The sequence below is a fragment of the Malaciobacter canalis genome, assembly GCF_008000835.1.
Taxonomy (GTDB): Bacteria; Campylobacterota; Campylobacteria; order Campylobacterales; family Arcobacteraceae; genus Malaciobacter; species Malaciobacter canalis.
Genome location: NZ_CP042812.1, coordinates 274,618 through 300,853, shown reverse-complemented (window position 1 = coordinate 300,853; position 26,236 = coordinate 274,618). Strand labels below are relative to the sequence as shown.

The 26,236-nt window shown below is 26.5% G+C and carries 31 protein-coding genes and 4 tRNA genes; 19 read left to right on the top strand and 16 right to left on the bottom strand.

Going from position 1 to position 26,236, the window contains the following annotated elements; all coding sequences use genetic code 11:
• Nucleotide 1: 1 nt before the first annotated feature.
• The gene (locus tag ACAN_RS01515; protein ID WP_099334969.1) at nucleotides 2–631 is read right to left on the bottom strand and encodes a hypothetical protein; all 630 of its coding nucleotides are present in this window, start codon (nucleotides 629–631) and stop codon (nucleotides 2–4) included.
• A 334-nt stretch (nucleotides 632–965) separates the two neighbouring features.
• On the opposite strand from ACAN_RS01515, the gene ACAN_RS01510 reads away from it, so the two are divergent.
• From ACAN_RS01510 to ACAN_RS01480, 7 genes are all read left to right on the top strand, one after another.
• A complete protein-coding gene (locus ACAN_RS01510; RefSeq protein ID WP_099334970.1) occupies nucleotides 966–2,237 on the top strand; it encodes a RepB family plasmid replication initiator protein in 1,272 nt (423 codons plus the stop codon).
• A 155-nt stretch (nucleotides 2,238–2,392) separates the two neighbouring features.
• Nucleotides 2,393–2,704, top strand: a complete 312-nt coding sequence (locus ACAN_RS01505) for a hypothetical protein (RefSeq protein ID WP_099334971.1) — start codon at nucleotides 2,393–2,395, stop codon at nucleotides 2,702–2,704.
• A complete protein-coding gene (locus ACAN_RS01500; RefSeq protein WP_129587511.1) occupies nucleotides 2,697–3,218 on the top strand; it encodes a hypothetical protein in 522 nt (173 codons plus the stop codon). Before ACAN_RS01505 ends, ACAN_RS01500 begins: the two co-directional genes overlap by 8 nt.
• Entirely contained in the window at nucleotides 3,205–3,468 is a 264-nt protein-coding gene (locus tag ACAN_RS01495) for a hypothetical protein (RefSeq protein WP_099334973.1), read from the top strand. The genes ACAN_RS01500 and ACAN_RS01495 overlap by 14 nt, the downstream gene beginning before the upstream one ends.
• Nucleotides 3,465–3,701 carry a hypothetical protein gene (locus ACAN_RS01490; protein ID WP_099334974.1) on the top strand — a complete coding sequence of 79 codons (237 nt, stop codon included), beginning with the start codon at nucleotides 3,465–3,467 and terminating at the stop codon, nucleotides 3,699–3,701. The genes ACAN_RS01495 and ACAN_RS01490 overlap by 4 nt, the downstream gene beginning before the upstream one ends.
• Nucleotides 3,701–3,925 (top strand): hypothetical protein, encoded by a 225-nt coding sequence (locus ACAN_RS01485; protein ID WP_099334975.1) that lies wholly within the window; start codon nucleotides 3,701–3,703, stop codon nucleotides 3,923–3,925. Before ACAN_RS01490 ends, ACAN_RS01485 begins: the two co-directional genes overlap by 1 nt.
• 77 nt (nucleotides 3,926–4,002) lie before the next feature.
• Nucleotides 4,003–4,374, top strand: coding sequence for a hypothetical protein (locus tag ACAN_RS01480; protein WP_099334976.1), 372 nt, complete (start codon nucleotides 4,003–4,005; stop codon nucleotides 4,372–4,374).
• A 5-nt stretch (nucleotides 4,375–4,379) separates the two neighbouring features.
• On the opposite strand, the gene ACAN_RS01475 is transcribed toward ACAN_RS01480, so the two are convergent.
• The 5 genes from ACAN_RS01475 to ACAN_RS01455 form a co-directional block, all read right to left on the bottom strand.
• Nucleotides 4,380–4,772, bottom strand: a complete 393-nt coding sequence (locus tag ACAN_RS01475; protein ID WP_099334977.1) for a hypothetical protein — start codon at nucleotides 4,770–4,772, stop codon at nucleotides 4,380–4,382.
• 30 nt (nucleotides 4,773–4,802) lie between these two features.
• Nucleotides 4,803–5,717 carry a DUF5655 domain-containing protein gene (locus ACAN_RS01470; protein ID WP_099334978.1) on the bottom strand — a complete coding sequence of 305 codons (915 nt, stop codon included), beginning with the start codon at nucleotides 5,715–5,717 and terminating at the stop codon, nucleotides 4,803–4,805.
• A 96-nt stretch (nucleotides 5,718–5,813) separates the two neighbouring features.
• Nucleotides 5,814–8,444 (bottom strand): DEAD/DEAH box helicase family protein, encoded by a 2,631-nt coding sequence (locus ACAN_RS01465; RefSeq protein ID WP_099334979.1) that lies wholly within the window; start codon nucleotides 8,442–8,444, stop codon nucleotides 5,814–5,816.
• Nucleotides 8,444–10,420 (bottom strand): site-specific DNA-methyltransferase, encoded by a 1,977-nt coding sequence (locus tag ACAN_RS01460; protein ID WP_099334980.1) that lies wholly within the window; start codon nucleotides 10,418–10,420, stop codon nucleotides 8,444–8,446. The genes ACAN_RS01465 and ACAN_RS01460 overlap by 1 nt, the downstream gene beginning before the upstream one ends.
• A gap of 14 nt (nucleotides 10,421–10,434) precedes the next feature.
• The gene (locus ACAN_RS01455) at nucleotides 10,435–11,442 is read right to left on the bottom strand and encodes a hypothetical protein (RefSeq protein ID WP_099334981.1); all 1,008 of its coding nucleotides are present in this window, start codon (nucleotides 11,440–11,442) and stop codon (nucleotides 10,435–10,437) included.
• Between the two features lie 277 nt (nucleotides 11,443–11,719).
• On the opposite strand from ACAN_RS01455, the gene ACAN_RS01450 reads away from it, so the two are divergent.
• The 8 genes from ACAN_RS01450 to ACAN_RS01415 all read left to right on the top strand — a co-directional run bounded on the left by ACAN_RS01450 (nucleotide 11,720) and on the right by ACAN_RS01415 (nucleotide 16,868).
• Nucleotides 11,720–12,295: a hypothetical protein gene (locus tag ACAN_RS01450; RefSeq protein ID WP_099334982.1), complete on the top strand. Its 576-nt coding sequence runs from the start codon at nucleotides 11,720–11,722 to the stop codon at nucleotides 12,293–12,295.
• A gap of 108 nt (nucleotides 12,296–12,403) precedes the next feature.
• Complete coding sequence (locus ACAN_RS01445; protein WP_099334983.1) at nucleotides 12,404–12,937, top strand: hypothetical protein; 534 nt, start codon at nucleotides 12,404–12,406, stop codon at nucleotides 12,935–12,937.
• A gap of 69 nt (nucleotides 12,938–13,006) precedes the next feature.
• Complete coding sequence (locus ACAN_RS01440; protein ID WP_099334984.1) at nucleotides 13,007–13,408, top strand: hypothetical protein; 402 nt, start codon at nucleotides 13,007–13,009, stop codon at nucleotides 13,406–13,408.
• Between the two features lie 28 nt (nucleotides 13,409–13,436).
• A complete protein-coding gene (locus ACAN_RS01435; protein ID WP_099334985.1) occupies nucleotides 13,437–13,937 on the top strand; it encodes a hypothetical protein in 501 nt (166 codons plus the stop codon).
• Between the two features lie 139 nt (nucleotides 13,938–14,076).
• A complete protein-coding gene (locus tag ACAN_RS01430; protein ID WP_099334986.1) occupies nucleotides 14,077–14,739 on the top strand; it encodes a helix-turn-helix domain-containing protein in 663 nt (220 codons plus the stop codon).
• A gap of 124 nt (nucleotides 14,740–14,863) precedes the next feature.
• On the top strand, nucleotides 14,864–15,451 hold the full coding sequence (locus ACAN_RS01425) for a tyrosine-type recombinase/integrase (protein WP_099334987.1): 588 nt from the start codon (nucleotides 14,864–14,866) through the stop codon (nucleotides 15,449–15,451).
• 64 nt (nucleotides 15,452–15,515) lie between these two features.
• Nucleotides 15,516–15,941, top strand: a complete 426-nt coding sequence (locus ACAN_RS01420; RefSeq protein WP_099334988.1) for a hypothetical protein — start codon at nucleotides 15,516–15,518, stop codon at nucleotides 15,939–15,941.
• A gap of 117 nt (nucleotides 15,942–16,058) precedes the next feature.
• Nucleotides 16,059–16,868 (top strand): hypothetical protein, encoded by an 810-nt coding sequence (locus tag ACAN_RS01415; RefSeq protein ID WP_099334989.1) that lies wholly within the window; start codon nucleotides 16,059–16,061, stop codon nucleotides 16,866–16,868.
• An 8-nt stretch (nucleotides 16,869–16,876) separates the two neighbouring features.
• Here the strand turns inward: ACAN_RS01415 and ACAN_RS01410 are convergent, their stop codons facing one another.
• The 5 genes from ACAN_RS01410 to ACAN_RS01390 form a co-directional block, all read right to left on the bottom strand.
• Complete coding sequence (locus tag ACAN_RS01410) at nucleotides 16,877–18,178, bottom strand: tyrosine-type recombinase/integrase (protein WP_129587512.1); 1,302 nt, start codon at nucleotides 18,176–18,178, stop codon at nucleotides 16,877–16,879.
• A 149-nt stretch (nucleotides 18,179–18,327) separates the two neighbouring features.
• A tRNA-Leu gene (locus tag ACAN_RS01405) sits at nucleotides 18,328–18,412 on the bottom strand.
• A 4-nt stretch (nucleotides 18,413–18,416) separates the two neighbouring features.
• Nucleotides 18,417–18,493 (bottom strand) — tRNA-Arg (locus ACAN_RS01400).
• 14 nt (nucleotides 18,494–18,507) lie between these two features.
• Nucleotides 18,508–18,584: transfer RNA gene (locus ACAN_RS01395), tRNA-His, on the bottom strand.
• Between the two features lie 16 nt (nucleotides 18,585–18,600).
• Nucleotides 18,601–18,678: transfer RNA gene (locus ACAN_RS01390), tRNA-Pro, on the bottom strand.
• 180 nt (nucleotides 18,679–18,858) lie between these two features.
• Between ACAN_RS01390 and ACAN_RS01385 the strand changes: the two genes are divergently transcribed.
• The 3 genes from ACAN_RS01385 to ACAN_RS01375 are packed head-to-tail and all read left to right on the top strand — an operon-like array spanning nucleotide 18,859 to nucleotide 20,714.
• Nucleotides 18,859–19,689 carry an AraC family transcriptional regulator gene (locus tag ACAN_RS01385; RefSeq protein WP_099334991.1) on the top strand — a complete coding sequence of 277 codons (831 nt, stop codon included), beginning with the start codon at nucleotides 18,859–18,861 and terminating at the stop codon, nucleotides 19,687–19,689.
• 46 nt (nucleotides 19,690–19,735) lie between these two features.
• Nucleotides 19,736–20,416, top strand: coding sequence for an AzlC family ABC transporter permease (locus ACAN_RS01380; protein WP_099334992.1), 681 nt, complete (start codon nucleotides 19,736–19,738; stop codon nucleotides 20,414–20,416).
• The gene (locus ACAN_RS01375; RefSeq protein WP_099334993.1) at nucleotides 20,409–20,714 is read left to right on the top strand and encodes an AzlD domain-containing protein; all 306 of its coding nucleotides are present in this window, start codon (nucleotides 20,409–20,411) and stop codon (nucleotides 20,712–20,714) included. The genes ACAN_RS01380 and ACAN_RS01375 overlap by 8 nt, the downstream gene beginning before the upstream one ends.
• A gap of 18 nt (nucleotides 20,715–20,732) precedes the next feature.
• Here ACAN_RS01375 and ACAN_RS01370 read toward each other — a convergent pair whose 3' ends face one another.
• Genes ACAN_RS01370 through ACAN_RS01360 form a run of 3 tightly spaced genes read right to left on the bottom strand, consistent with a single transcriptional unit; the run spans nucleotide 20,733 to nucleotide 23,249 of the window.
• Nucleotides 20,733–21,512 carry a thiazole synthase gene (locus ACAN_RS01370; protein WP_079578855.1) on the bottom strand — a complete coding sequence of 260 codons (780 nt, stop codon included), beginning with the start codon at nucleotides 21,510–21,512 and terminating at the stop codon, nucleotides 20,733–20,735.
• Between the two features lie 31 nt (nucleotides 21,513–21,543).
• Entirely contained in the window at nucleotides 21,544–21,852 is a 309-nt protein-coding gene (cutA, locus tag ACAN_RS01365; RefSeq protein WP_099334994.1) for a divalent-cation tolerance protein CutA, read from the bottom strand.
• Complete coding sequence (locus tag ACAN_RS01360) at nucleotides 21,849–23,249, bottom strand: NAD(P)H-hydrate dehydratase (protein ID WP_099334995.1); 1,401 nt, start codon at nucleotides 23,247–23,249, stop codon at nucleotides 21,849–21,851. The genes cutA and ACAN_RS01360 overlap by 4 nt, the downstream gene beginning before the upstream one ends.
• Nucleotides 23,250–23,440: 191 nt before the next feature.
• On the opposite strand from ACAN_RS01360, the gene ACAN_RS01355 reads away from it, so the two are divergent.
• Nucleotides 23,441–24,856 carry an alanine/glycine:cation symporter family protein gene (locus ACAN_RS01355; protein WP_099334996.1) on the top strand — a complete coding sequence of 472 codons (1,416 nt, stop codon included), beginning with the start codon at nucleotides 23,441–23,443 and terminating at the stop codon, nucleotides 24,854–24,856.
• Nucleotides 24,857–24,879: 23 nt separating this feature from the next.
• Here the strand turns inward: ACAN_RS01355 and ACAN_RS01350 are convergent, their stop codons facing one another.
• The gene (locus tag ACAN_RS01350; protein WP_099334997.1) at nucleotides 24,880–25,200 is read right to left on the bottom strand and encodes an SUI1 family translation initiation factor; all 321 of its coding nucleotides are present in this window, start codon (nucleotides 25,198–25,200) and stop codon (nucleotides 24,880–24,882) included.
• A 34-nt stretch (nucleotides 25,201–25,234) separates the two neighbouring features.
• The gene (tsaD, locus tag ACAN_RS01345; protein ID WP_099334998.1) at nucleotides 25,235–26,224 is read right to left on the bottom strand and encodes a tRNA (adenosine(37)-N6)-threonylcarbamoyltransferase complex transferase subunit TsaD; all 990 of its coding nucleotides are present in this window, start codon (nucleotides 26,222–26,224) and stop codon (nucleotides 25,235–25,237) included.
• Nucleotides 26,225–26,236: the final 12 nt, after the last annotated feature.

Below are 26,236 nucleotides of genomic sequence, written 5' to 3'. Positions count from 1 at the left end.
TTTATTTCTTCCCAAATGTAAAAAACATATTTTCTAAAACTCTCATCTTTGTTAAATTTCTATCTAAACCCAATTTTTGAATTGACATATCATATATACTATCAAATCTACCATCATTGATGATAGTTAAACAAACATCTCTATAAGTTTTGTATTGTTGTATATCCTTATTCTTATTCTGATATGTTGGTTTCCATAATGAATCTAAAAGATTATTTGTTTTGAAGTAATTTTTAATTCTACTATCAAAGATGGGATACTCATATGGATTGATAAAATGAAGGATTTTAGAAACACCTACAATAGAGTTATTGATACACTTTACTAAACTCATATACTCTTCTTCATCAATATCAACATTCTTTTTTACTTTGTTAAATACTGTAAGTGGTTTAGATACATCACCTTTCATATCAAAGTTTTTCAGAATTGTTGGCATCCACCCATAAGTAAAATAAGATGAAATAACTAATGAATGATAATCAATTGTTTCAATATTTTCAAAATACTTCACAAACTCAAAATAACTATCAAAATATTGGGTATCTTCAAATCTATCAATATTACTAAGATGGAATTCTAAACTATCAATGATATTGTTTATATCTGTATTTGTATATTCTTTTTTCATAATGAGATTCTATCCTTTCTACTGTTTATTTTACATTATTTCAAATGAAAATCATAAATTATAAAATAGGAATTATAAGGTTTGTAACCACAGAGTAGAAACTACAAAGTAGTTATCTTCTCTGATTGATATTTCTGTTTCACTCTCTTAACCTATTTAGTGAAAAAACCCCTTTAAAATACTATAAAAATAAGGTGAAAAAGAAGATACCACTTCATATCAGTGGAATTGGTTGATAAATCAATGGAAAGTTTAAACAAATTGTATAATAAATAATACCACATCAAAGGGTTTTATTAACACATTGATATGAGTATATATTTAGGAGTTTTTTATGGAAAATTTGTATTTCAACATTCCAACTGTAATTTCACACAGTTATTTTATATTATCAAATGAAGTTGTACATATGAGTGAAAAGGAGATAAATTATTTTTATTCATTACTTTATCTGTTTAGAAAAAATATGAAGGATGAAAGTAAGGTTAAGATATTTGTAAAAAATGGTAAAAAACATTCTATTAGTGATGATTTTGAAAATATTACAGTTAGAATTGAGTTGTCTCAGTTTAATGATTTAGGAGTTGTTTCAAACAATACATATGAGGATTTGAAAAACTTCATTCAAAAATTACAAAACAGAGAAATAGTTATCAACAGTTTAGGTAAAGATAAAAGATTGGATATTCAACCACTAAAAATGATTGAAGAATATGAAATTGATAAAAATATTTTATATTTAACATTGAATGATGATTTTTTATTTCTATTTCTTCATACTCAGAAATATTATATGAAAGTTGATTTGAATATTTTGTTTAAAATCAAAGGATATAAATCAAAAAAATTATATCTATTCATAAAAGACTATTCACTATTTAAAAATAAGTGTATCAAAATTAGTAAAGAGAATTTAGAAAATTTAATTGGGAAAATACCATCTAAAAATAGATTTCAAAAAGACATTGAAAATGTTAATACTGTAATATACAAAGATAAAAATAAAGATAAAAACATTTCAGATTTAGATGAAAATAAAGATAAAAACATTTCAGATTTAGATATTGAATATCCAACAATAATTGGTAGAAAATTAAAAAAATATGAGTTTAAATTTAAAAATTTAGTAAAAAAAGAAACTGATAAAGATTCTGAACCAAAAGAAGAGATTCCAAAAGAAATTAAAGAAGCTGTTGATAAGAGAATTGAGAGGAAAATTAAAAAAGGTGAACAAATTGATAATTTAGATGGGTATAAACAAAAATCTTATCAGAGTGAAATGAAAAAACTTCAACCAAAAGAAAAAACGGATATTGAGATAAAAATTGATAATTTTATAGATGAAGAAAAATCAAAACACCACATTGATATATCTAAAGGTGGAAATCCAAAAATAATTATCAATGGTATGTGGTGGATTGATAATAGTTATTTGATTAAAAATCCATTCGGTGAGAAATTAACTCAAAATCCTACAGAAACATTAGAAAAAATTGAAAATGGAAGTTTAGTCTTTACTGTTGAATACTCCAATGGTTATAGTGATGATATGAAAAAAATGTATTTTCTAACAGATAGTGAATTAAGAAAGAGAGGGTTGATTTAACCTCTCTGTGAATCACATACAACAGTCAAATACCCCAAAACCATAACTAACCCTCATAATGGTATTGATTGCGATAAAAACTCCCTATAGACAAAATTTGACACCTACTATACAAATCTCAAAATATTTCCCTAAAAACCAAAAAGATACATAGAATGAGTATAAATAAAAATAAAACAGTTGGAGTTATTATGAGAAATCCTAATGAAATTGAAGAACTGATTTATCAATCTGTTAAACAATCCAATCTCTTTGATGGTGAGTGGGAAAGTATGATGGTTTCAAATCTATTAGAGATGATACTAACCAAAGGTGGTGGTGTTGAAGAATTTATCACCCATTTTGGTAGTTATTTTGATGTGATGGATATGGAGTGGTATTACAAAGATGATTTAGTAAAGAGATATGGTGATGATGGATACCAACTGTTGATTAAATATATTTTAGGAGATGATGAAAATGAATAGAGAGTTTATATACACAGTTTTAGATTGTTTGGAGAAATACCCTTATTTTCTTAATGATTATGAAAAGGGGATAGAAATTCAAACTTTTAAAATGGTGGTTGATAAGTTTGATATAGATAGTTATTTAAACAATCTGATATTAGATGAAGAAACCTACAACACCTATTTTAAAGAAGTTGTGAAAAAGTTTGATAAACCCAAACACAAACTTATGAAAAGAGAGTTTAAAAAATCATTGAGAGAAACAACTCTCAATGATAATGAATTGTATAGAGATTATATTTTAGAATCCATTTGTGATAGTGATGATTATTTTGAAGATGACTATATGAAAGAAATGGTAGTTGATTTTCTCCAATATTTCTTTGATAAGTATGGATTAGAAAAAGAGTTAAAAAATGGTGAGATTTCATTGGAAGATTATGAGAAATATTTCAAAGATACTGTTATTAAAAATAATCCTATCCATCATAAAAACTTAATGTTTTGGGAGGAAATAGATGAAGATAAGTAAACAAAAAAGAAAGAAGATTATCAACACCCTAAAAAACAGTAGTGATTTTAAAAATGGATTGAGTAAATCACTTATTATAAAAGAGTTGGAGATGTTTATGGATATGTATGATTGGAATGATTTTTATGATAGAGATATAACCATAGATGATTATGAGAAATATTTTGAATCTATAACAAAAAAATATGTACCACATATGAATAAATATTTTAGAAAGAGTATTAAGAAAAAAATGGAGAAGAAAAAATGAAATTAAAAAACCTTATAAATGAAGTTGATGAAATAAAAAATCCCCTTTCAAAAGGGAACAAAAAAAAGTTAAGAGATACACTCTCTCAGATGTTTGATGTGATAGAAAAATTTGAGAAGAATGGGAAGATTGATGGTAAATCTGATAAAGATAAAATTGATGTGTTGAAAAATGTAATCTCTGATATGGTGAAACAATCTGATAGAGAAAAAATTATAAAAGGTGATGGGTGATGGAAGATTTAAAACATCTCCATCTCTTAGAAGAGTATATTTCAAAGGGTAAATCCATTGAGAAGTTTGTTGAAGATAGATTACTGATGATATTTGATAGTTTAAAAATATATGATAATGTAACTGTAAAATCTGAAATTATCCAAAAAATTGGATATGAGATTGATGAAGTTTTATCCAAAATTAATACATTGGAATCCAACAGAAAAACCAAATTTATCTGATTTTATCCATCTAATTTCTTTGTCAATGGATTTTATGTATAATGACTTAATTTAAAATTTAACAATGGAGATACACAATGGATAAAAATGAATTACAATTACAAATACTACAACTTACAGAGTTACAAAACATCTGTAATGAAATTATTGATATGGAAAATCCAAAACAATCTGATAATGAATTAACAAAGTTATTGAAAAAAGAATATGATTTATCTAAAGATGATAAAGATTCAATTTTATCAATTGTTTTAGGGAAGAAAAAAGGTGAAAGTGTATCTCAGAAAGAGTTAGATTTATTAAAAAAGAAATGTGAATCTTACTGTATGATTTGTGAAATCAATCCAAATGATAAAAATGGTGAGTTTATTGGGTATGGTAAACTAAAAAACAAAGTTTCTAACAGAAAGAGTAAATATAATAAAGAATTAGAAAAGATGGGAGAGTAGTTTTACTACTCCCTATCTCTAATCTGATTAATTTTTTGTAGTTTTTCATCAGAGATTAACTCAAAATCATCATTATCATTACCCATATCAATATTTACACCACAATCTTTAACTTTATCCCAAAAAAGATACCCATCAGATTCAGAAACTTTTGATTTATCTCCATTGAAATATTTTAAAGATTTTTTTTCACAATCATTATCTTCCAAATTTAAAGTAAGTTGGTTTAAATAATCACATTTTATTAATCCATTACCAATATTATTCCAATATGGACAAATTACCTTATCATAGTAATCAAAAAAATCAATATCTTCTGTATAAGGAATATTATTATATTTTGAATTAACTCTAACTCCATAACAATAAAATCCATTTGGTATAACTGACTTATCCATATTTACAACTCTCCCCTAAATGATTTAAAGTTATCCATTTTTTTTGTAAGATTGTTTAACTAATGTAAGTAAATAATCCATATCATCAATACTTTCATATGTAAATTCACAATCACCATTACCCCAACTACCAATATTAGTTACATCTCTAACTTTATTTTTGTAATCATCAATTTCTGAATATTTTAAATTTATATATACCTTTATTTTACTTTTTTTGATTACAAAATCAACTATATTTTTCTTATTTCCTACAAATGCTATATATTGTTTTGTTGGTTTAAGAGTTACATCACCTAAATTTAATATCTCAGTTTTGATTGTTTCATACATCTCTAAAATATTATTTGGTAATCCATTCAAATGTTCATCTTCTGTATATGTTTTAACTTCTTTTGATACAGTAGAAATTGTAGAATCAACTGATGATATGGTATTGATACTCTCAGTTGTTTGAGTTGCTTTTATAGGGAGATACATAACTGTATTATTCTCAAATTGTTTTATCTCCCATAACTCAATTGGTAAATCTTTAAAGTTAATAGATTCTTTTTGATATACAGTATATGTTGGTGATACAAATATAACTTTAGATTGACTCCAATCTACATCATCTTTTCTTAGATTTTTATCCATTAATTCATTATATAGTAATACAAATTCTGCTTTATTATTCAACATAAGTGATAGATATGAATATCCTTGGTCAATTACAGAGAAATTTTTGGTATTTTTATATTCAATTATTACAAATGATTTTGTTTTTGTATCAAAACATAAACTATCTATTCTAAAGTTATTAAGAGAGTATTCACTCTTTACAAACTCTAATCCAAATACTTTGTCCATATTAGATTCTGTAATTGATTGAATATCTTTTTCTAAGTTGAATTGTTTTTCATTAATCTGATTAAGATTATCTCCATTTGATGTAAATAGTTTCATAACTCTCCCCTAAATGCTTTATCCAAAATAGAAGCTTTTAATGCTTTAAGGCTATCCATTTTATCTTTTTGAATTGATTTAACTTTTTCTAAATTTTTATCCATTTATAATCTCTTTAATCATATTCTCAAACACTTCTTTTGTTTTTTTATCATCATTACCATCACAATCTGAATTATTATAAAAAGGTAATCCAACCAATCTATAATTTTCAGTTTCATATACAATTTTATTGTTTGTATCAAATACTGATTGAACTTCATTTAAAAAATCTGTTTCTTTCCATTTATCATTTTGTATCAGATGACACCCTTTAGGTTCTACAAATAGTTGATATTTTAAATCTGAATTTGAATGTTTGAAGAATATAAGAAAATCAGTTTCAAATCCTTTTCCATTTTTAAATCCAAATGTTTTTAACACACCTTCATTTCTAACTAAATAAAAATATTCAAACTCTTTATCTGTATTTGATTGATACTCTTTTATTAATTCATTCACAAAACCAACTAAGTACTTCTCTTCTGATGTACCATAACAATTATCATATACATACCAATTCTCATCTTTAATTGATACTCTCTTAGAGTGTTTCTCAATTGAGTGTCCCTCTCCATCAGTATCAGATGGTAGTTGTTTGAATTTTCTTCTAAAATCTTTGAAAATATCTTTAATAGGTTTTCTTTCAAATTCTTTACTACCAATATCATCTGTATATCTTTTCTTCATCTGTTTTTCAATATCTTTAAATAGATTATTTGATATTTCCAATAACTCTTTTGGTTGTAGTGAAGTTAAATCAAATGATTTAGGAATATTGTTTAGGTAAATACTAATTTGAGAAATATAATCATCAATAAATTTATCAATAGATTCTATTGGTAGATATTTTTTGAGATTGTTAAAAAAGAAAAAACTATTAAGTGATAATGATTTTAGATACACCCTTTTTGATATAGTAATCTTCTTACTCTCCACATCTCCAAAGTTATAACTCTCTGTTTCTAAAAATGGGTTATCAGTTATAATCTTTTTAATATCAATTTCAAATTCATATCTTTTTTCAACACCATAATCATCAAAAAAATCAACTTTTGTTTTATCTTTCTTTATCTGATAGTTTTTGAATACAAACTCATCATTATAAAAATCAGTTTCTTTGAAATCATCTTTGAGTTTTACATCAATTTCAATTTCATCTGTATCAATCAATCCCTCTTTAACTAAGTTATCTTTGAGTGAGTTAATAAATTTGTCATTATTTTTAGAGTGATAATAGAATTCCTCCAACACTCTTAAATCATTAGTTAAATCTTCATCAAATTTTCTTTGAAATCTCTCTCTACCAACTACATTAAAGGGAAATATTCTACAACCTCTACCAATGAGTTGTTTATCACTAATAACAGTATCTTTTTTACTACTATTAGTTTCATCTAATCTTACTATATCAAAGAGATTTAATACATCCCATCCTTCATTTAACATATTAACTGCAAAAATAACTCTTATAGAGTTATTCTCTAATTCATTTAACTCTCTTACAATTGATTCATTAACTGATTTATTATTTATTATTCTGATACTTTCATCAACAAAATTTGATTTAAAAATAGAGATTAGATTTTCATAAGTAAAATCTTCATCTTTCTCAAAATATGTAATTGCCCTTTGTATTTGTGGATTATCATAATCTTTGAAATATTCAATATCTGATACAGTTAGATTTTTTATTAAATCTAAAAAATCTTCCATATCACTTTGGGAATCTTTTATTTTGGATGATTTAATTAGTATTAATGGTTTTAAATTCATTCCATTATCTAAAGCAACTTTTTCTCTATAATATGAAAGTAATAATGCAGATAAAACTCTTTTATCCTTACTCATATCAGATTTTAAAAGTGATATGTCTTTTGAGTACTTATCTTCCCTAAACTCCTTTAATGAATATCTTACAATTATTTTATCTTCATATTTTTTTGCGATATTTTCATTATCTAAATCTATTGTAGCTGTATATTCTAATAATATATTATCTCTATTGAGTTTTAAAAGTTTTGATACAGTAGATTCCCATCCATTTTCTTCTTCTTCTAATTGTTCAATTTCAGATTTTACTGTAGCAGTTTGTAAGTGGTGAGCTTCATCTGATAGTAATACTATTTTTAAATCTTTTACACCATCATATGTAATTTGGTTTTCAGTAGGAGTATTTAATTTTAAATGTAGATTTTGAATTGTTGTAAATATGATTTGTATTTCATCATCATTAGTTTCTTCAAATGATGTAACCTCTTTTACCTTTATCTTTTGAGAGTTGTGTATAATCTCATCTCTAAAAAGATATTTATCTGATTGGATATTTACAAAATTTTCTTTTGTTTTTTTAACAATAACATCTCTATTAACAAAGAAAATAAAATTCCTATATCCTTTTTCATAGAAGTACAAAATATTTGAAGCCATTAGTAGTGTTTTTCCACTACCAGTTGCCATATTAAATAAAATATGTTTTGATTTATCTTCAAAATACACATCATCATTCTCAATTACATAATCCAATCTACTAATAGCTTCTAATTGATATGGACGAAGTGATAGTGATTGATTTAATTGAGATAAAAAGAAAGGATTTATATCTTCATACTCTTTTCTTAATTTCTCTAAATCTTTTTTTGTTTTTTTAGTTTCAAATTCTTTGAATAAGTAATCTAAATCATACATCACTTAACCTCATAAAATTCTCTATTGAATTTTTTTACTTCATCTGATATATTAAATTGAGAATCATCCATTTCAGAATAATTAACATAGAGATGATTTTTATCCAATATCTTTATCAGTATTTCTTTTTGCTTATCCATTGGTAAACTATCAAACTGATTTTTATCATCAAATAGATTTTCATCTTTAATTTCATATCTAATAAAATTAGAATTTTTTAATTCATTTTTTATTTCAATCAGTTGAGATGATGAAGTAACTTCAGTTATAGTATCTATATATGATTGATTGTTTTTCATTAATTCCATATATGTGAAAGATGGACTATCTAAATCTTCAAACCTATTTTGTATTCTTTGTAATGGAAGATTCTCAATGTAATCTAATTGTTCTAATGTTATAAATTGTCTATTTAAACTCATAGAAACATCAGCAGTAGTACCACTACCACTAAAAAAGTCTAATACAATATCATTTTCATTTGTAGCCATTTTAATAATTCTTTCTAAGATTTGGATTGGCTTTTTCCCTTTAGGAAAATCTACACCACCTTCATTTCCTAAACCTGTTGTTTTAATGTCATCCCAAAAATCTGTAACATATTTAGTTAAATAATCATCTGCAAACAAAAGTTTGATACGAGGTTGTGATATAGATGAATCATAATCTGACTTAATTATATAAAGTTTTTTTTGTGAAGTTTGAATTGAAAAGAATTGATTTTTATTAATTTCTTTTTTTGAATCTGAAAGTTGTTTAGCACTATCTGTTGTAGCCACAGTCCTAACTATTCTCCAACTATTATCAACTTTATATCTTTTTTTTTCCTCATCATCTGATACAGACAACTCTCTAAAAATATTTTCAATGTTAGTAATTTCTATTTTGGACAAAATTGTATCAACTGTTTCTACTTCATTTTCAGTTCTTTTAGGGTTATCAATAATAGATTTAATAGTTTCAACTTCTTCCTCTGTTATGTTTTTAATGAAGTATTTGTATTCATCATCCCATTTATTTTTTGGAATTTTCTCAATATTTAATTTTCTAAAACCACTTTTACCTACTCCAATAATCAATTCTTTAGTTTTTGGAAGAACACCACTTTTTGCTGTATGTGTCATCTTAACACCAGTTGGTTCAGCCATTTTTACAGCAATAAATTTCGATTTATTTTTTCCAAATATTTCATCTACTAAAATCTTCAAGTAAGCAGCTTCTTTATCGTCTATCTGTATAAATAAAAATCCATTACTATCTAATAATTTTTCTGCAACCTCTAATCTATTTTTCATAAATGTTAGCCAACTGCTATGATTAAATTTATCGTTATAACCAAAACTGTCTGAGCCAGTATTATAAGGTGGGTCTATATATATTAACTTAACCCTACTCTCATATCTTTTTACTAATGAATGTAATCCAATTAAATTATTTCCTTTTATTAATAAGTTATCAGTATGTTGAAATGTTGGATTTTCTTCCATTCCATCTTTTGTATATTTTCTTATATTTGTAAATACTTTTGGGTGCAGTAGTCTATCCACTTCATCATTAGCTAATGTTTCATTGTAGAAAAATTCTTTAAGTGATTGTTCTTCTTTACTTTGTCCACCCTCTAAAATACAATCTTTGTATGGAAAGTTTAATACTACATCTTTAGATTTCTTTATATAATCTGTTCCATCTGATAATCCAATATAATTCAAATATGATGTATATGATGATGGGAAAAACTCTTTGTGATTTATTGTATTTATAAATTTTTCTTTTAAAAATATTTTCGTATCTTTTACAGTTTTAAAATATGTATTTGTTAGTTTTTCATCTGATAGTAAAACTTCTAATATACTTTCACTATCATTTTGAGCTTCATAAATCACTTTTGATTTAAGTAAATCTCCATTCTCATCAAAATATTCTTCTTTAGTTCTTAGTTTTTCTATCAAATTATCATATGTTTCAGTTAATCTCATTTTTTTCCTTTATTTTAAAACTCAAATAAATCCATTGATGGAGTTACTTCACCAATTAATTTAGTAATCTTCTCTTTATCATCTGATGGTAATTCATTTATCATCTCTTCTAACTTCTTAATATCATCTCTTAATCCATCTTCTGATGAATTTTCAATTGAAAGTATTTGTTTTATATCTGATTGGTTTTGAGAGATAAAGTTATCAAAGTGAATATCAAATCCATTTTCTTTGATACTTACTTTTTTAATCTTTGTATTTTTTAATTGGATTGTATTTCCAAAGTTTTCAAATTTTACATCTACATTGAGTTTAGAATGAATAATACTCATAATTACATCTAATGGGTATCCATTTGTTTCATTACTCTTATTTTGAATATTATGATGTTTGAGAATAACTCTACCAATTGTATTTGATACAAAATCTGTATTGAAACCAAATAATTGTGATTCTAAAACTGTTTTTAGTGTAGGAGAATATATATCTACATTAGGTATAGTAGTTATCATAGATGATACTGTTTCACATAATCTTTTTCTACCATCTCTACTTTTTGGTATATGTAAATCTACAACATAATCATCATCATAGTATTCACCATTTTCATCAATACCATCTATCTCTTTATCATATAATCTAACTTTTGTATTTTGTGGATTTATTTTTTCTGTTTTTCCATTAAATTCAATATAGTAGTGTCTCTCTTCTCTATCATAGTCATCTTTAATAATAAGAACTTCAATATCTTTATTATTGTTGTCTTTAAAAGTTACTAATTTAATTAGTATTCTACTTTCTATATAGAAATCAATACACCTATTAAACATATTTCTAAAGGATGTTTTTTTGTAATCTAATTCTTCCCAACTTATCTTTTCTCTAATGTCTGTATTTGTAAATGATTTATTTGGATTCTCTATTAAAAATAACAAAACTTTTGAATATATAGTGAATTTTTCATCCTTATGGTGTGCTACTTCTCTACCTATAATTTTTCTTTTCTTTTTTTCTTTACCCATACCTAAACCCTCTCAAAATATATAAAAAATAGTTATTGATTTTACCCTCTTTTTCGTTAATTTAGGTTGAACAAAAAACCGACTCTTAGAGAGATTCACAATGTTTGTAAGATATGAGTACAAAAAGGGAAAACACCCATCAGATGGGATTTTCTCTTTGGTTGGAAAGAGTTGTGGAGTGAATCATTTTAAGATTCACTAACCCTATATAATAAAAATATAAAGAGAAAAGAGGTGGAGTTTAACTCCTAACAATCAAAACATTAAAAGGAACACTATGTTTGTAAATAAAGATAAAAAGAGTTATGAGTTAGAGTATGTAATCAATAGTATCAAAAATGATAAGAATTACAGATGTGGTTATCACAACTGTTTAGATTTCTACAATGATGATGATTGGTGTAATCAGTTTACATCACAATTATTCAAAGAGTTTGAGATTATCTCTGTGAGAAATGTTGGAGGAATGAAAGATGGATTTTATATTGTAGATAGAAACTATACTAAGTTTATAAATTCATCATTTATTATTAAAAAAAGTAGTAAAAAACTCTTTGAATCACTTCTAAAAGGTCAGTTTTCTTTAATTAATAAAGATAAGAGTATTGATAAGTATTTTGTGAAATATATCAAAGATAACACCATCAAACATTATACATATGATGATTTTATTGAAGAGTTCAATCCAAACAAACATACACCATCAAATAACAGATATTATCAACCTCATACAAATTCTCCCCATACTGTAAATGGATTTTGGAGAAATCAACCTTATGGTAGTAGGAGTAACCCTCAATACAAAATGATTTGGATTGATAGTTTTGAAAGGGGTAGTAAAAAGGTTGGGTAACACCAACCTTAAATATCCGAATCTTAGGGAGATTCACTAACCCAATATAATTTATATACAAAGAGAAAGAGATACTTACTCTTTAAAATTCAACACTAAGGATACTAAATGAAAATTACTAATTTTTCATTAACAAACAAAGAGGTTTTGGAGTTGATTCCATTCATAAATCAAATTGGATTAAATAATCTTTCTGATAGTGGTAGATTGAAAAGAAAAAAGAGATTGGGTGTTTGGGTGTATGATAAAAACTCTGTTACATCATTTCTAAACTCAATCAACACAAATGATTACCTATCTCTTAGTGATACTAAAGTGATGTTAGAAACCAATGGTATCAAAGATATTTTCAAAAGATTTTCTAATAAAGATGAAACTCTTAAATGTAATTATAGGAGAGTGACAAATCAGTTTCCTATGAGTGTTAAAAACCTCATAAAATTTGGATACTTAGATGTGGTTGATGGTGTATCACCTATGATGATTAAAAAAGATAGTGTTGTGAAAACAATCAAACACTTTAAAGGTGTAATCAAATCTAAACCTACACCATCTATATCAAAAGTATCAAAGAAAAAGAAACCACTAAACAACTCTGATTACAACTCAATTTTATTGAGTTTACTTCAAAAGGTATCTTAGATAGGTGAATCAATCTAAGATTCACCCATCCACTATAATTATTATACAAACAAACACAAAAGGAAACCTATGAAACAAATAAATTTAACACCATCAACATTTGATGAGTTATCAACAGTATCACAAACAATCTGTAATGAGATAATCACTATGAGTAATAATGAATCTGTTGTGGTTGATACTACTATTAAAAATATTACTGATAATGGATTTAGTTTAGATGATGGTGAGATGGAAACAATCAAATCAATCCTCCAAAAGAAACAATCAAAAAACAATGAGATACAGATAGAAAATAAAAAAGTGTATCTGTATAGTTTATGTTATGTGTTAGATGTAAATGTAAGAGATAGAGAAGGTAAGTTTTTAGATATAAGTAAAATCAAAAAGAGAATAACCTCAAAAAAATATACTTACAAACAATCTACTCAACCTACACCAACAGATACACAACAAAAGGATTTACCCTAAGGTAAATCAAACTCAACTATCAAAAAGATTGAAACTTCCAAATAAGGTTATCACTTATCTAAGAGATACCAATACTATAGAGTGGGAAAAAAAGGGTAGATGTATCCTCTTTAAAGAAACTTCTATCCAACAGTTTGAAAAAAAATTTAATAGAGATGATTATCTCTTAACCAAAGAGTGTAGTAAACAACTTATTGATATGGGTGTATATGATATGTGTATCAACAATAGGAGTGGAGTATATCACCCATTGGGTTACTCAGTATCAATGAATACCTTAATAGATGATACAGATGGAATATTTAAAGATAAGAAACTCCAAACAGTAAAGTTTGGAAAAACTGTATTTGTATCAAAAAAATCATTCTCCAAAACAAAGAGATGGTTACAGAGTGAATATCAAAAAATGTATCCACCACTATCTGAAAAAAGTTTATCTACTTTGGAGAAAAATACATCTGAAAAAAATAAACTCCAAAGTGGAAAAATCAGAGGTATGAAAAAGAGAATTAAATTGGGTAGGAGATAAAGGAAAGTGAATCTTATTTAGATTCACCACTCTTATATAATAAAGGTATGAAAGGAAAGGGAAACCAATCCAATCTACAAACTAAAGGTGAAAGAATTAGTGTTACTTTCATCTTAAAATTTAAACACTAAGGATTACTATGTTACTAAGAACAGAAAGTGTGTGTGAGTTATTAGATTGTGGTGTTAATGATGTAGATAAATTAATTTCAGAGAGTAAATTAAAAACAACATTGAGAAATGATAAATTATATATTGATTACAAATCAGTAGTTGAAATGTTAGATTCTAATTCTTATTTATATGATATTGAATACTTCACTAAAAAAGATGGTTGTATTTCAGATTACTTATATGAAAAAGAAATAAATGAAATTAGAGATTTTAACTCACTAACAATGAAAAAATTCAGTAATTTAGATTTTATATATAGTGATACATTTTATGTAAATCCAATTGTAAATTATAATACTTATGATTTTGCTAATGGTAAGAAGTTGGATAAGGTTGGTATCACAGATTTTGATATAGGTTTTATCACAAATGAATTACTACATCTATTTTCTGAAGATAGAATTGAGTTATTCAATGATGTAGTTTATGAAACTCAGATGTATTATAATGGTTTTGACCCATTAGATTACTCATTGATGAAATTTAGAGATTATACAATCATATTCCATTTGGATTTGTTTAATGGTTTTGGTGTGACTATAAATTCTATATATATGAATAAAGATATTCAGTTTAAAAAAGACTTACCTAAAAAAGTATCTATTCCATTTGTATCACAAACATATTAAAACAATCATTTTAATAAGATTCCCTTACCTAAGGGAATCACTTCTCTAAACTCTCCAAAACCCCTTCACAAAGGTATTTTTTTACGGTAGGATGATAAAAATTAATACTTTTTAGGAGTAAATTATGTGTGGTAGAAAAAAAGGTAGTGTTAAAAATTCTAAACCAATTTTAGAGAGAGAATACAAAATACTAAAATCATATATAAATGGATTAGAAACTTTTGAAACATCAAAAGTAAAATGGATGAGAAGTTTAGAGATTTTATATATGAGTGGAATGAGAGTATCAGAAATCTTAGATATTAAAATAAAAGATATTAAAGATGGAATACAAAAAGGTGAGTTATCTGTATTTGTTAAAAAACAAAATATTATCAGACACATTCCATTAAGTGAGAAATCTATAAAAATTTTAAAGAAATTGATTGATGGTGAAACTGATATGGATGGATATTTCATTCATAAAAGAAACTCTGTAAGAAACAATCTCAATCCCATTGGTTTTACAAAAGATTTTAATCAGTTGATACAGTTGGTGTTAGGTAAAAATTATTCATCACATAGTTTTAGAAAGGGGATTATAACTGAGATGGGTATGAATGGTATTAATCCAAAGATTATCCAACACTTTGTTTCACATAAAAACATTTCCACAACTTTAAACTATATCAACCCTACATCTGATGATATAAGAAATAGTTTGTTGAGATGATTATCCCAAATAACCCAATTATTCCAAATAAACCAAATAACCCAAATATAAAAAGGATAAACTAATGAGTAAGTTACCAACAATAGTAAAAAATATTTTAATTGAAACATATTTAGATTTTAAAGATGTGGATATAGGTGATGATGTATCAAAGATAAATTTGAAAAATCTTTTGAGTGAGATAAACAATGGTAAGGATGAAATCAATATTTTAGAATCATCTGTATTATTTGAATACTTTTATAGTGGATACAATGAGTTTAAACAAAATAATAATATAGATACAGATAGATTAGAGAGTGATACTCTCAACTACTACAATGAGTTACATAACCAATACTATGATGATATAGATTTTCAATCATTAGATAGAAATAATCTTACTACATTGATGATTATGAAAGATTCCATCAACTGTGAAAATTTTATACTAATTGATTGGATAAAAAGGAATTTTAATATTGTTTATTTTGGAGATGATTTTGATTGATAACCATAATTTATTGACTCTTAGAGAGATTCACTAACCTTATATAATAAAGGTATGAAAGGGAAAGAGATAGATACTATCTCTAAATTTTAATCCCTTTTTGTGAAAGGTTTTATTATGGAAAAGTTTACTGTTATTTGTAGTAAGTATGGTTTTAATGGTTATGGAGAGGATTATACTACTCTATTGTTTAACACAATTACATCTTCATCTGAAGTTTTTACAAAGTATATTGATGGTGAATTATATGTTGATAAAAATCAACTATGGAAAATGTTAGATGTAGATAAACCAATTAACCCAATATTTCAAAATGTAAAAATGATAGATTTTAAATATTTTGATAATTGTGGTTTTAATGATGGTAGTGAAGAAAGTTTAAATCTTCTATTAGGTTTAAATCAGTTAATAGGAAAATTTGGTGATAACTATGAAATAAATCCATTGATGAAGTTTTCTTCATCTATCACTTTTCATATTGATGATGAGACTGTTATCACTACTTTTTTTGGAGTAAGTGGAAAATTCAATGAGTATGTTTCTATTTTGATTGATACTATTAATGGTATTGATTTATCATCAATTGATATTACAGATGTTTTAAACTATGAGTTATCTGATGAGAAAAAAATCTTCTCTTCTCAAAAAATCAATGTTACAGATTTGAAACCTAATGAAAGATGTTTCAGTATCAATGAAGAAGATTTCATCAACTATCTGTTACATATTTTACCTCAGTATCTTCCATCTGATGTAAAGTTACACCCATCTATCGTAGGTATCATCAATGATGATGAAGATGATGTATCTATTGAATTCAGAGATATACTTTGGGAAAAATCTCATCAGTATCTTATGGGTATGAAAACTAAAATCAATTCAGTTGATTTTTCAAAAATTGATTTAACAAAGGTAAGGGTTTCATAAACCCTTACCTACATAGGTAGAAAATCTGAGTTTGGGAAACAATCAGAGAAATCCACCTTATCCATTCTCTCTTTGAGTGTTTTCCAATTTCTCTTACCTCTGATGTAGTGGGTATCAGTTACATCACCCTTTGTGGAATGTCCAATTAGAGTTTTCATCTCTGTTTCTGTAAATAATCCACTCAAACTGATAATCTGAGAAAAATTCTTCCTAAAACTATGTAAATCCACATTTTTCTTAACTTCATCACCAACTACCTCTTTAATATATCCATTGAGTTTATTACCAACCTTTTCACTTCTGTATTTGGTTGTTAAATCCACATTAAAAAAGAGATAATCATCACTATTTTTATTATTCATTTGTATTTTTAAATCATCAATAATATCTTTATGAATGATAGAAATTCTTTTAGAATTTTTGGTTTTTTTACCATACACTTCCATAAGAGATTTCTCAAAATCAATATTACCTATAGTAACTATCAATCCCTCCTCTCTTCTCAATCCACTATATAGTAAAAATTTCAAATATCTATATTCTTCCATCAAATCTTTTGTTTCTAAGTAAAAGAATATACTCTTTAATTCACTCTCTTTAAATTCTCTTTTTTCAGTAGTAACTCTTTTTATACCATTAGATACTTTTTTAAATGGATTTTTATGGATATAGGTATTTTCTTCAAAGAACTCAAAGATAGTGATTACTTTTTTTAGAATCTCATTAACAGTAGAAACATTGAGTTTTTCATACTTATCAAACATCTGTGGAGATTTATCATAGATGGTTTTTAGATTTTTATTTTGTAATTCTTTTTTGTTTTTCCATCTTTGGGGAATGGATAGTAAGAATAGTTGAAAATCCATATTATCTTTAGATGTAATATCTTTCACCAATCTTTTTTCACCATAAAAGATAAGTAGGAATTCAATAGATTGTTTAAACTTCATCATCACTTTATCAGATGTTTTAACTTTACCTCTATAAGAAATATATTCATCAGTAAGTTTTTTAAGGGTGTTAGTATCTCTAATCTCATCAGTTTCAATACTTACACTATAGTTATCTCTTTTTAACCTTTTAACCTTATTTACAATGGTTTTTTCAATCTCTTTAAGTAATTTTTCTTCTTCTTCATTTTCTGCAACCAAATTCAAAGAATTCTTACCTATATAAGATGTATAACCTTTATCACCTACACCCATCTTTTCCAACCTAACCAATATTTTTAATTTGTAAATAATACCTAAAGTGAGGTTAGATGTATGTAAAGATTTTTTAACAATGGTTGATTTATCAATTCTAATCACAAAGTAGTAGATTCCATTTCTGTTAAGTAAATATTTTTGATTATAGAGTGATAATTTCTTTAAAAGTTTCTCAGTTTGATTAAGTTTCTCAAAAGTTTCCCAAAGGGGTTGAAAGTGTGTATTTATGGGGGTTTGTTGTATGTTATAAGTGGTGCGGATGAGAGGACTCGAACCTCCACACCGTGAGGCACCAGATCCTAAGTCTGGCGTGTCTACCAATTTCACCACATCCGCAAAGTGGTACGCCCTATACGATTCGAACGTATGACCTACGCCTTAGAAGGGCGTTGCTCTATCCAGCTGAGCTAAGGACGCATTAATATAATAAATGGGGTAAGTAATGGGATTTGAACCCACGGCCCTCGGAACCACAACCCGATGCTCTAACCAACTGAGCTATACCTACCATAAAAAATCTAAGATGGTCGGGGCGAGAGGATTCGAACCTCCGGCCCCCTGGTCCCAAACCAGGTGCGCTAACCAGACTGCGCTACGCCCCGACAAGTTTACTTTTTAAGTTGTTTCTCTCAAAAAGTGGACGGAATTATATTATATTTTTTTTTATTTGTCAAGGGCTTTTTTAAAAAAAATCATTTTTTTTTGAAATTTGTAATTTTGCCTTGATAATATAGCAATTTTATACAATACTATTTTAATTTTTCCTGATATAATTTATTATTATGAAAAAGTCAAATAAAATAGTTCACAACATAAAGTTCTCAAAACCAAAACTTAACAAAGATATTATTATATATGAAGGTCATTTTAATAATTTCAATTATGATAAACATGTACATGAAGAGTATACAATTAGTCTTATTGAAAAAGGTCATATGAATGCTTTTTTAAAAGGTTTTAATCATAAATTTGACAAATCTTCAATAATCACAATAAATCCAGATGAAGTGCATGCTTGTGCTATTGCAAATAATAATGAGTATAAACATCGTTCATTATATTTAAAGCCTGAAACAATTAATGAAATACTTAAATATAATTTTTCTAAAAAACAATTATCTTTTCGTGATTTTCACTTTAATAATGAACACATCTACAATAGATTATCTTTCTTAATTAATCATGACAATATTCCTTATATTAATACACTTACATGGGAGTGTGAATTAATTGATATCATAAACTCTATTTTACAAATAAATTCTAAAGCAATTAACTTAATTGAGCTACCATCTAACCACCTATTAATACAAAAAGTGAAAGATTATCTACATGATAACTTTTACATGCAAATTTGCTTAGATGATATATCAAAAGAGTTTGGAATATCTAAGTATCATTTTATTAGACTTTTTAAAAAGCATACCTTTGTCTCAGTTCATGCGTATTTGATGCTAATAAGAATCGAAAAAGCTAAACAGTTTTTACAAAAAGGTATTAGCTTAATTGATACAGCATATATGTGTGGGTTCAATGATCAAAGTCATTTAAACAAAAGATTTAAAGCAATCACTGGTTTAACGCCAGGAGAATACAAAAAATTTTTTAATTAGCAAGCTCATACAATACAAAAATATTCTATTTTGCTAATCTTACAGTATGAAAAATGAATTAAAAAATGGATTTATGGCAAATTTGCCAATTAGCGTCAGTGTTTTTACATATGGTGCAGTACTTGGAATTATCTGTACTTCAAAAGGTATTAGTTTTTTACAGTTAGCTTTAATGAATATTTTCATTTTTGCTGGATCTGCACAATTTTTAATTGTTGATATGTTAAGTAATCCAATAAATATTTCTATTATTATATGGAGTGCTTTACTTATTAATCTTAGGTACTTTTTAATAGGAGCATCTTTAAATGATTTTTTTAGAAATAGTAGTTTGAGAAAAAAAGCTTTTATTATGCACTTTGTCACTGATGAATCATGGGCAATAACCATGAGTAAAAAAGATCAAAACTTAAGTGTATATTTCCTATTGGGAGGAGGATTATGTATATTTATAGTATGGTTTCTTGGAACTTTAAGTGGATACTATTTTGGTGAGTTTATTTCAAATCCAAAATTATTTGGCTTAGATTTTGCATTTTTAGCACTATTTACTGCAATAATAACAAGTATGTATAAAACAAAGAATGATTTAGTTATTTATTTATTCACTGCTTTTATTGCAGTTATTTTTGAAAAAATTATACCAAATATGTCTTATATAATAATCTCTGCATTATCTGGTTCTTTTTTATATGTATATTTAAATAAAGGAAGTTGTAATGAGTAGTTATGATATTTTAACTATTATATTCTTTGTTGCAATAGGTACTTACACCTTAAGAGTCTCAGGATTACTTTTATCTAATAAACTAAAAAAATTTAAAAATATCGATATTTTTTTAGAATCAATTCCTGCAACACTATTAATTGCTTTAATTGTTCCTTCTATAATAAAAATTGGGATAATTGGTATTTTTGCAGGGTTTGCTACTATTTATATCATGTATAAAACAAAAAGTGTTTTATTGTCTATGAGTAGCGCTGTATTTATTGTTGCTTTATATAGAAATGGACTTCTTTTTTAAAGAAGTCCAAAAAATTATTTAAAATTGAATTAATCCATCAACAGGAGAACTTGCAGTGGCATAAGGTTTTTTAGGAATTCTTCCAGCTTTATAGCCCATTCTTCCTGCAATAACTGCATGTTTCATAGCCTCTGCCATTTTTAAAGGATCTTTTGCTTGTGCTATTGCAGTATTTGTTAATACAGCTTCTGCTCCTAATTCCATTGCAATTGCTGCATCACTTGCACAACCTACTCCAGCATCAACAATAACAGGAACTTTTACTGCATCTTTTATAAATGCAATATTATATCTATTTTGAATTCCAAGTCCAGAACCAATAGGAGCTGCTAATGGCATAATTGCATCTGCACCTGCATCTTCTAATCTTTTAGCAATAATTGGATCATCATTTGTATATGCCATAATTGTAAAGCCATCTTTTTTTAAAACTTCACAAGCTTTTATTGTGTCAATCACATCAGGATATAAAGTTTTATCAGCATCACCTATAACTTCTAATTTTATTAAATCAATTCCTGTAGCTTCTCTCATAAGTCTAAATGTAGTAATTGCTTCTTGTGCAGTAAAACACCCTGCACTATTTGGTAATAACTGAACATTTGTATCTTTAAAATAATCTAGTAAATTCTCTTCATTTGGATTTGTAATATTTACTCTTCTAATTGCAACAGTAATAAGTTCACTTCCACTTGCTAATGTAGCATCTTTTGTTGTTTGGAAACTATCGTACTTCCCAGAACCTACAATTAATCTACTATTAAATTCATACTTCCCTATTTTTAAAATATCGCTCATTTTTGTTTTTTTCCTTTACAATATATTTATTTTAACAACTTTGAGATATAAACTTTTTATACTCTTTACTTAAATTATCAATTTTAAAGCTTATAATTTCGGGCACATCATAGCTATGTAATTCTTTAATCTTCCTTTCAATTTTTTCGAAGTTTTCTTTTTTAGTTTTGATACTTATAAGAAACTCTTCATCCTCACAAAAATCATCTTTCCATACATAAAAAGAGTCTATTTTAGATACTTGAATACAAGCAGCAAGCTTTTTTTCTAACAATATTTTTGAAATCTTTTTTGCCTCTTTTATACTATTTGTTGTTGTTTGTACTAATATAGGTTTCATAAACTTTTTATTCCTTTTATTAAATCTTTTGGGGTTAAAGCATAATTATTGCCTTGAAATTTTTTTGCTACTAAAGTATGTGCTAAAGATGCATTTATTGCACTTTGCAAATAGTTATATCCTTGAGCAAGTAAAGCTACAATTAGTCCACTTAATACATCTCCACTTCCACCTTTACTTAAAGCTGATGTTCCTAATGTATTTACATATAGTTTATCATTTTGACAAATTATAACATTTGCACCTTTTAATAATAATGTTACTTTAGGATATTTCTTACAAAACATCTTTACATATTCGAACCTATTATTTTGTAAAGTATCAATATTAATATCTGCAAGCTTTGCTAAACTTAATAAAGAGCAAAACTCTTTTGGATGTGGCGTTAAAATAATCTCTTGATTTAAATAATCAAGGAGTAACTCTTCATAAAATAAATCAGCATCAATAACTTTTGCCACATTAGTATTTAATATCTGTTTTAACTCATTTTTATCATATAGTCCCAGTCCCATTCCAAGAGCAATAGCTGTTACATTTGAAGGTAACTTATGACTTTGCATAATGTAGTATGGAAGTTGTAACTCTTCATGAACAATAGCTGTTACAAGTCCTGCACCAAAATTAAAAGCTGCACTACTTGCAATAACTCCTGCACCTTTTTTGCAACCAACAACTACGCAAGCATGACCAAAACTTCCTTTATGGGAATTTTTAGTATCTCTAAAAGGAAGCTTTAAATCTTTTTTCTCAAGTAAAAACATATTTGAGTCATTTTCATAAATAATATCTGAGACTCCAAGATTTGCAACTTTTAACTTTCCAATATACTCTTTTGCAGAATCTGTAAAAAGTGAAAGCTTCAAAGCTCCCATTGTTATAGTTTTATTTGCTTTAAAAGCTGTAGTTTTGATTACTCCTTTATTATCAATCCCACTTGGTATATCACAAGCAATTTTATATGAATTAAATTCATTTAATTTGTCTATTATTGTATTTGTTTCCTCATTTAAAGGCTTGTTTAAGCCACTACCAAAAAGACAATCTACGATGCAATCTACTTTTTTTACTTTATTTAAATCTTTTATAAAATTTAAACCTAGAAGTTTTAATCTTTTATATTGAAGTATTGCCATTTGTGATTTTAATTCAAAAGGAATATATATATGTATATTTTTATATTCATTTTGTAATAATCTTGCCAATGTTACTCCATCAGCTCCATTATTTCCAACTCCACAAACTATTAAAACAGTTGAATCAAAAGCTTTAATATTTTTTTTTATATCTTTTTTTAAAGCTAATGCTGCATGCTCCATTAGTAACTCTTCATTTAAGGAAAATTTTTCATAACATTTCTTGTCTAAAGAAGCAACTTCATTAAATATTTTTCGCATAATTACTCTTTTTAATATAAATTTATCTATTATATAAAAATTAAACAAAAATATTTATAATAGATAAATTTTTAAGTTTTTTGTAACTTTATTACTTAAATAATTTAGATTTTATATATTTTTGTTGTTTATTAATTACATATAAGTTATATTTTACTAACCTTATAGATACAAAAGAAAAAGGAAAACATATGAATATGATAATAGACTTTTTAAATAACATATTTTGGGGATACATTTTACTTTACGGATTATTAGCCGTTGGTGTATTTTTTACTATTAAACTTAAGTTTATTCAATTTGTGCACTTTAAAGAGATGTTCAAATCAGTATTTGATAAAGATGAAACTGATGAATCAGGAATTTCTCCATTTCAAGCTTTAACTATTTCACTAGCTTCAAGGGTTGGTACAGGTAATCTTGCAGGTGTTGCAGTTGCACTTTATTTAGGTGGAGCTGGAGCAATTTTTTGGATGTGGATTGTTGCATTAGTTGGTATGGCAACTGCTTATGCAGAAAGTACTTTAGCCCAACTTTATAAAATCAAAGATAAAAATGACCAATATAGAGGTGGACCTGCATTTTATATTGCAAAAGGTTTAAAATCACCAATACTTGCAGGAATTTTTTCAATTAGTTTAATTTTAGCATTTGGTTTAGTATTTAATGCAGTTCAAGCAAACTCAATTGCAGGTGCTGTAAGTGCTGCTTTTGGAGTTGAAAAATTATATGTTGGTTTTACAGTTGCAGCAGTTACTGCACTTGTGATTTTTGGTGGTATTAAAGGTATTGCTAAAGTTGCTGAAATTGTTGTTCCTTTTATGGCAATTATTTATTTACTTCTTGCTATTTTCACTATGATTATAAATTATGAAGCTGTTCCAGGAATTCTTGCATTAATTGTAAAAAGTGCATTTGGATTGGAAGAAGCAGCTGGTGGAGTAGCAGGTGGTGTTTTAGCTGCACTTTTAAATGGTGTAAAAAGAGGACTATTTTCAAATGAAGCTGGTATGGGGTCTGCACCAAATATTGCAGCAGTAGCTACACCAGCACCACACCATCCATCTTCTCAAGGTTTTGTACAAGCATTAGGTGTATTTATTGATACACTATTAATATGTACTGCAACTGCTGTTATGATTTTGCTTGCAGGTGTATTAGACCCAGAATCAGGAGTAAAAGGTATTGAATTAACTCAATTAGCACTTTCAACTCATATTGGTGATGCAGGTGTTTATTTTATTGCTATTGCAATTTTATTTTTTGCATTTACTTCTATTGTAGGAAACTACTCTTATGCTGAAAATGCTTTAACTTATTTAGGAATTGGTAATAAACTTGGAGTTACTATTTTAAGATTTGCAACAATTGCTATGGTAATTTGGGGATCTTATGAAAAAGTACAAACTGTATTTAATGCAGCTGATGCATCAATGGGACTTATGGCAACTATTAACTTAATTGCTATTGTTTTACTTTCAGGAACTGTTGTTAAATTAACAAAAGATTATTTAGAACAAAGAGAGCAAGGTAAAGAGCCTACTTTTGAAGCTAAATATTATCCTGAACTAAAAGATAAAATTGATACAACTATTTGGGTAAAATAGATAATAAGAGGCAAAACCTCTTATTATTTAAACTTCCAACCCTCTTTTTGTAGAATCTCTTTAACTTTAATTTTTACATCACCTTGTAACTCTATCCACTCTTCTTTGATACTTCCACCACACGCAAGCTTTTTCTTTAAGAGTTTTAGTATCTCTTTTTTATCTTTATCTATTAAATAAAACCTTCCTACTAATGTTACTGGCTTACCTTTTCTTTTTTCAAAAGTAAAAACTAACTGATGCTTATTTTTTGATTCAATTGTCTGCTTAGAGTTTTTTTTCTTATCTTCTTTTTTTGTATCAAAATTATCACCTTCTAATTTTGCACCCATTTCAAATATCATTAATTAATCCTTTACTTTAATAAGTTTAAAGTGTTTACATATTTTTAATTCTAGTTTGAACATCTATTTCATCAATTGAAACAAACTCTTTTCTTTCAAATTGCTCAATTGCTACTCGTCCAATCATTGCAGCATTATCAGAACAATACTTTAACTGACTTAAATGCAGTTTTGTATTATGCTCATTACAAAGATCTTCTAGTTGAGTTCTTAGATATATATTTGCACTTGCTCCACCAACTATTGCAAAGTTTTTTGGAATTGTTGTTTTGAAATATTTTTTGATTTTTTGCATTATATGTGCAACTGCTGTTTTTTGAAATGAAGCACAAATATCTGCTTTATCTTGAGATGATAGTTCCTCTATTTTTTCTATTTCTAATCTTACTGCATTTTTAAGTCCAGAATAACTAAACTCAATTTTAGGACTTTGTCTTAAAGGAATAGGAAGATTAAATCTATTTTTATCTCCTTTTTGAGAAAGCTCTTGAACTATAGGTCCTCCAGGATAGCCTAAGTTCATCATTTTTGCAACTTTATCAAAACTCTCTCCAAAACTATCATCCATTGTACTTGCAATAATTTTCATATCTTCATAAGAGTTAGCTTCAATTATTTGTGTATGTCCACCTGAAACTAAAAGTATTGTACAAGGAAGTATTTCATCTTTTTCAATAAACAATGAATAAATATGTCCTTTTAGATGATTTACTGCAATTAATGGAATATCTAATGATATTGCTAATGCTTTAGCCATAGTAACACCTTCCATTAATGTTACAGATAAGCCAGGCGAGTTTGTAACTGCAATAGCTTTTAACTCTTTAAAATACTCTTTTGTCTCTTCTAGTATTTTTGGTAAAGCTTCTATATGAAGTCTTGCTGCTAACTCAGGAACAACTCCACCATAAACACTATGTTGTAACTCTTGAGATATTTTTTTATGAAATATTAATTTTTTTGTTTTTATATCTGTAATAGCTATTGAGCTATCATCACATGATGATTCAATACTTAAAATCAATTAATTTATCCT

Coding starts and splice junctions, on each gene's coding strand:
- ACAN_RS01515 (WP_099334969.1), bottom strand. CDS start 631: ATGAAAAAAGAATATACAAATACAGATATAAACAATATCATTGATAGT.
- ACAN_RS01510 (WP_099334970.1), top strand. CDS start 966: ATGGAAAATTTGTATTTCAACATTCCAACTGTAATTTCACACAGTTAT.
- ACAN_RS01505 (WP_099334971.1), top strand. CDS start 2,393: ATGAGTATAAATAAAAATAAAACAGTTGGAGTTATTATGAGAAATCCT.
- ACAN_RS01500 (WP_129587511.1), top strand. CDS start 2,697: ATGAATAGAGAGTTTATATACACAGTTTTAGATTGTTTGGAGAAATAC.
- ACAN_RS01495 (WP_099334973.1), top strand. CDS start 3,205: ATGAAGATAAGTAAACAAAAAAGAAAGAAGATTATCAACACCCTAAAA.
- ACAN_RS01490 (WP_099334974.1), top strand. CDS start 3,465: ATGAAATTAAAAAACCTTATAAATGAAGTTGATGAAATAAAAAATCCC.
- ACAN_RS01485 (WP_099334975.1), top strand. CDS start 3,701: ATGGAAGATTTAAAACATCTCCATCTCTTAGAAGAGTATATTTCAAAG.
- ACAN_RS01480 (WP_099334976.1), top strand. CDS start 4,003: ATGGATAAAAATGAATTACAATTACAAATACTACAACTTACAGAGTTA.
- ACAN_RS01475 (WP_099334977.1), bottom strand. CDS start 4,772: ATGGATAAGTCAGTTATACCAAATGGATTTTATTGTTATGGAGTTAGA.
- ACAN_RS01470 (WP_099334978.1), bottom strand. CDS start 5,717: ATGAAACTATTTACATCAAATGGAGATAATCTTAATCAGATTAATGAA.
- ACAN_RS01465 (WP_099334979.1), bottom strand. CDS start 8,444: ATGTATGATTTAGATTACTTATTCAAAGAATTTGAAACTAAAAAAACA.
- ACAN_RS01460 (WP_099334980.1), bottom strand. CDS start 10,420: ATGAGATTAACTGAAACATATGATAATTTGATAGAAAAACTAAGAACT.
- ACAN_RS01455 (WP_099334981.1), bottom strand. CDS start 11,442: ATGGGTAAAGAAAAAAAGAAAAGAAAAATTATAGGTAGAGAAGTAGCA.
- ACAN_RS01450 (WP_099334982.1), top strand. CDS start 11,720: ATGTTTGTAAATAAAGATAAAAAGAGTTATGAGTTAGAGTATGTAATC.
- ACAN_RS01445 (WP_099334983.1), top strand. CDS start 12,404: ATGAAAATTACTAATTTTTCATTAACAAACAAAGAGGTTTTGGAGTTG.
- ACAN_RS01440 (WP_099334984.1), top strand. CDS start 13,007: ATGAAACAAATAAATTTAACACCATCAACATTTGATGAGTTATCAACA.
- ACAN_RS01430 (WP_099334986.1), top strand. CDS start 14,077: ATGTTACTAAGAACAGAAAGTGTGTGTGAGTTATTAGATTGTGGTGTT.
- ACAN_RS01425 (WP_099334987.1), top strand. CDS start 14,864: ATGTGTGGTAGAAAAAAAGGTAGTGTTAAAAATTCTAAACCAATTTTA.
- ACAN_RS01420 (WP_099334988.1), top strand. CDS start 15,516: ATGAGTAAGTTACCAACAATAGTAAAAAATATTTTAATTGAAACATAT.
- ACAN_RS01415 (WP_099334989.1), top strand. CDS start 16,059: ATGGAAAAGTTTACTGTTATTTGTAGTAAGTATGGTTTTAATGGTTAT.
- ACAN_RS01385 (WP_099334991.1), top strand. CDS start 18,859: ATGAAAAAGTCAAATAAAATAGTTCACAACATAAAGTTCTCAAAACCA.
- ACAN_RS01380 (WP_099334992.1), top strand. CDS start 19,736: ATGAAAAATGAATTAAAAAATGGATTTATGGCAAATTTGCCAATTAGC.
- ACAN_RS01375 (WP_099334993.1), top strand. CDS start 20,409: ATGAGTAGTTATGATATTTTAACTATTATATTCTTTGTTGCAATAGGT.
- ACAN_RS01370 (WP_079578855.1), bottom strand. CDS start 21,512: ATGAGCGATATTTTAAAAATAGGGAAGTATGAATTTAATAGTAGATTA.
- cutA (WP_099334994.1), bottom strand. CDS start 21,852: ATGAAACCTATATTAGTACAAACAACAACAAATAGTATAAAAGAGGCA.
- ACAN_RS01360 (WP_099334995.1), bottom strand. CDS start 23,249: ATGCGAAAAATATTTAATGAAGTTGCTTCTTTAGACAAGAAATGTTAT.
- ACAN_RS01355 (WP_099334996.1), top strand. CDS start 23,441: ATGAATATGATAATAGACTTTTTAAATAACATATTTTGGGGATACATT.
- ACAN_RS01350 (WP_099334997.1), bottom strand. CDS start 25,200: ATGATATTTGAAATGGGTGCAAAATTAGAAGGTGATAATTTTGATACA.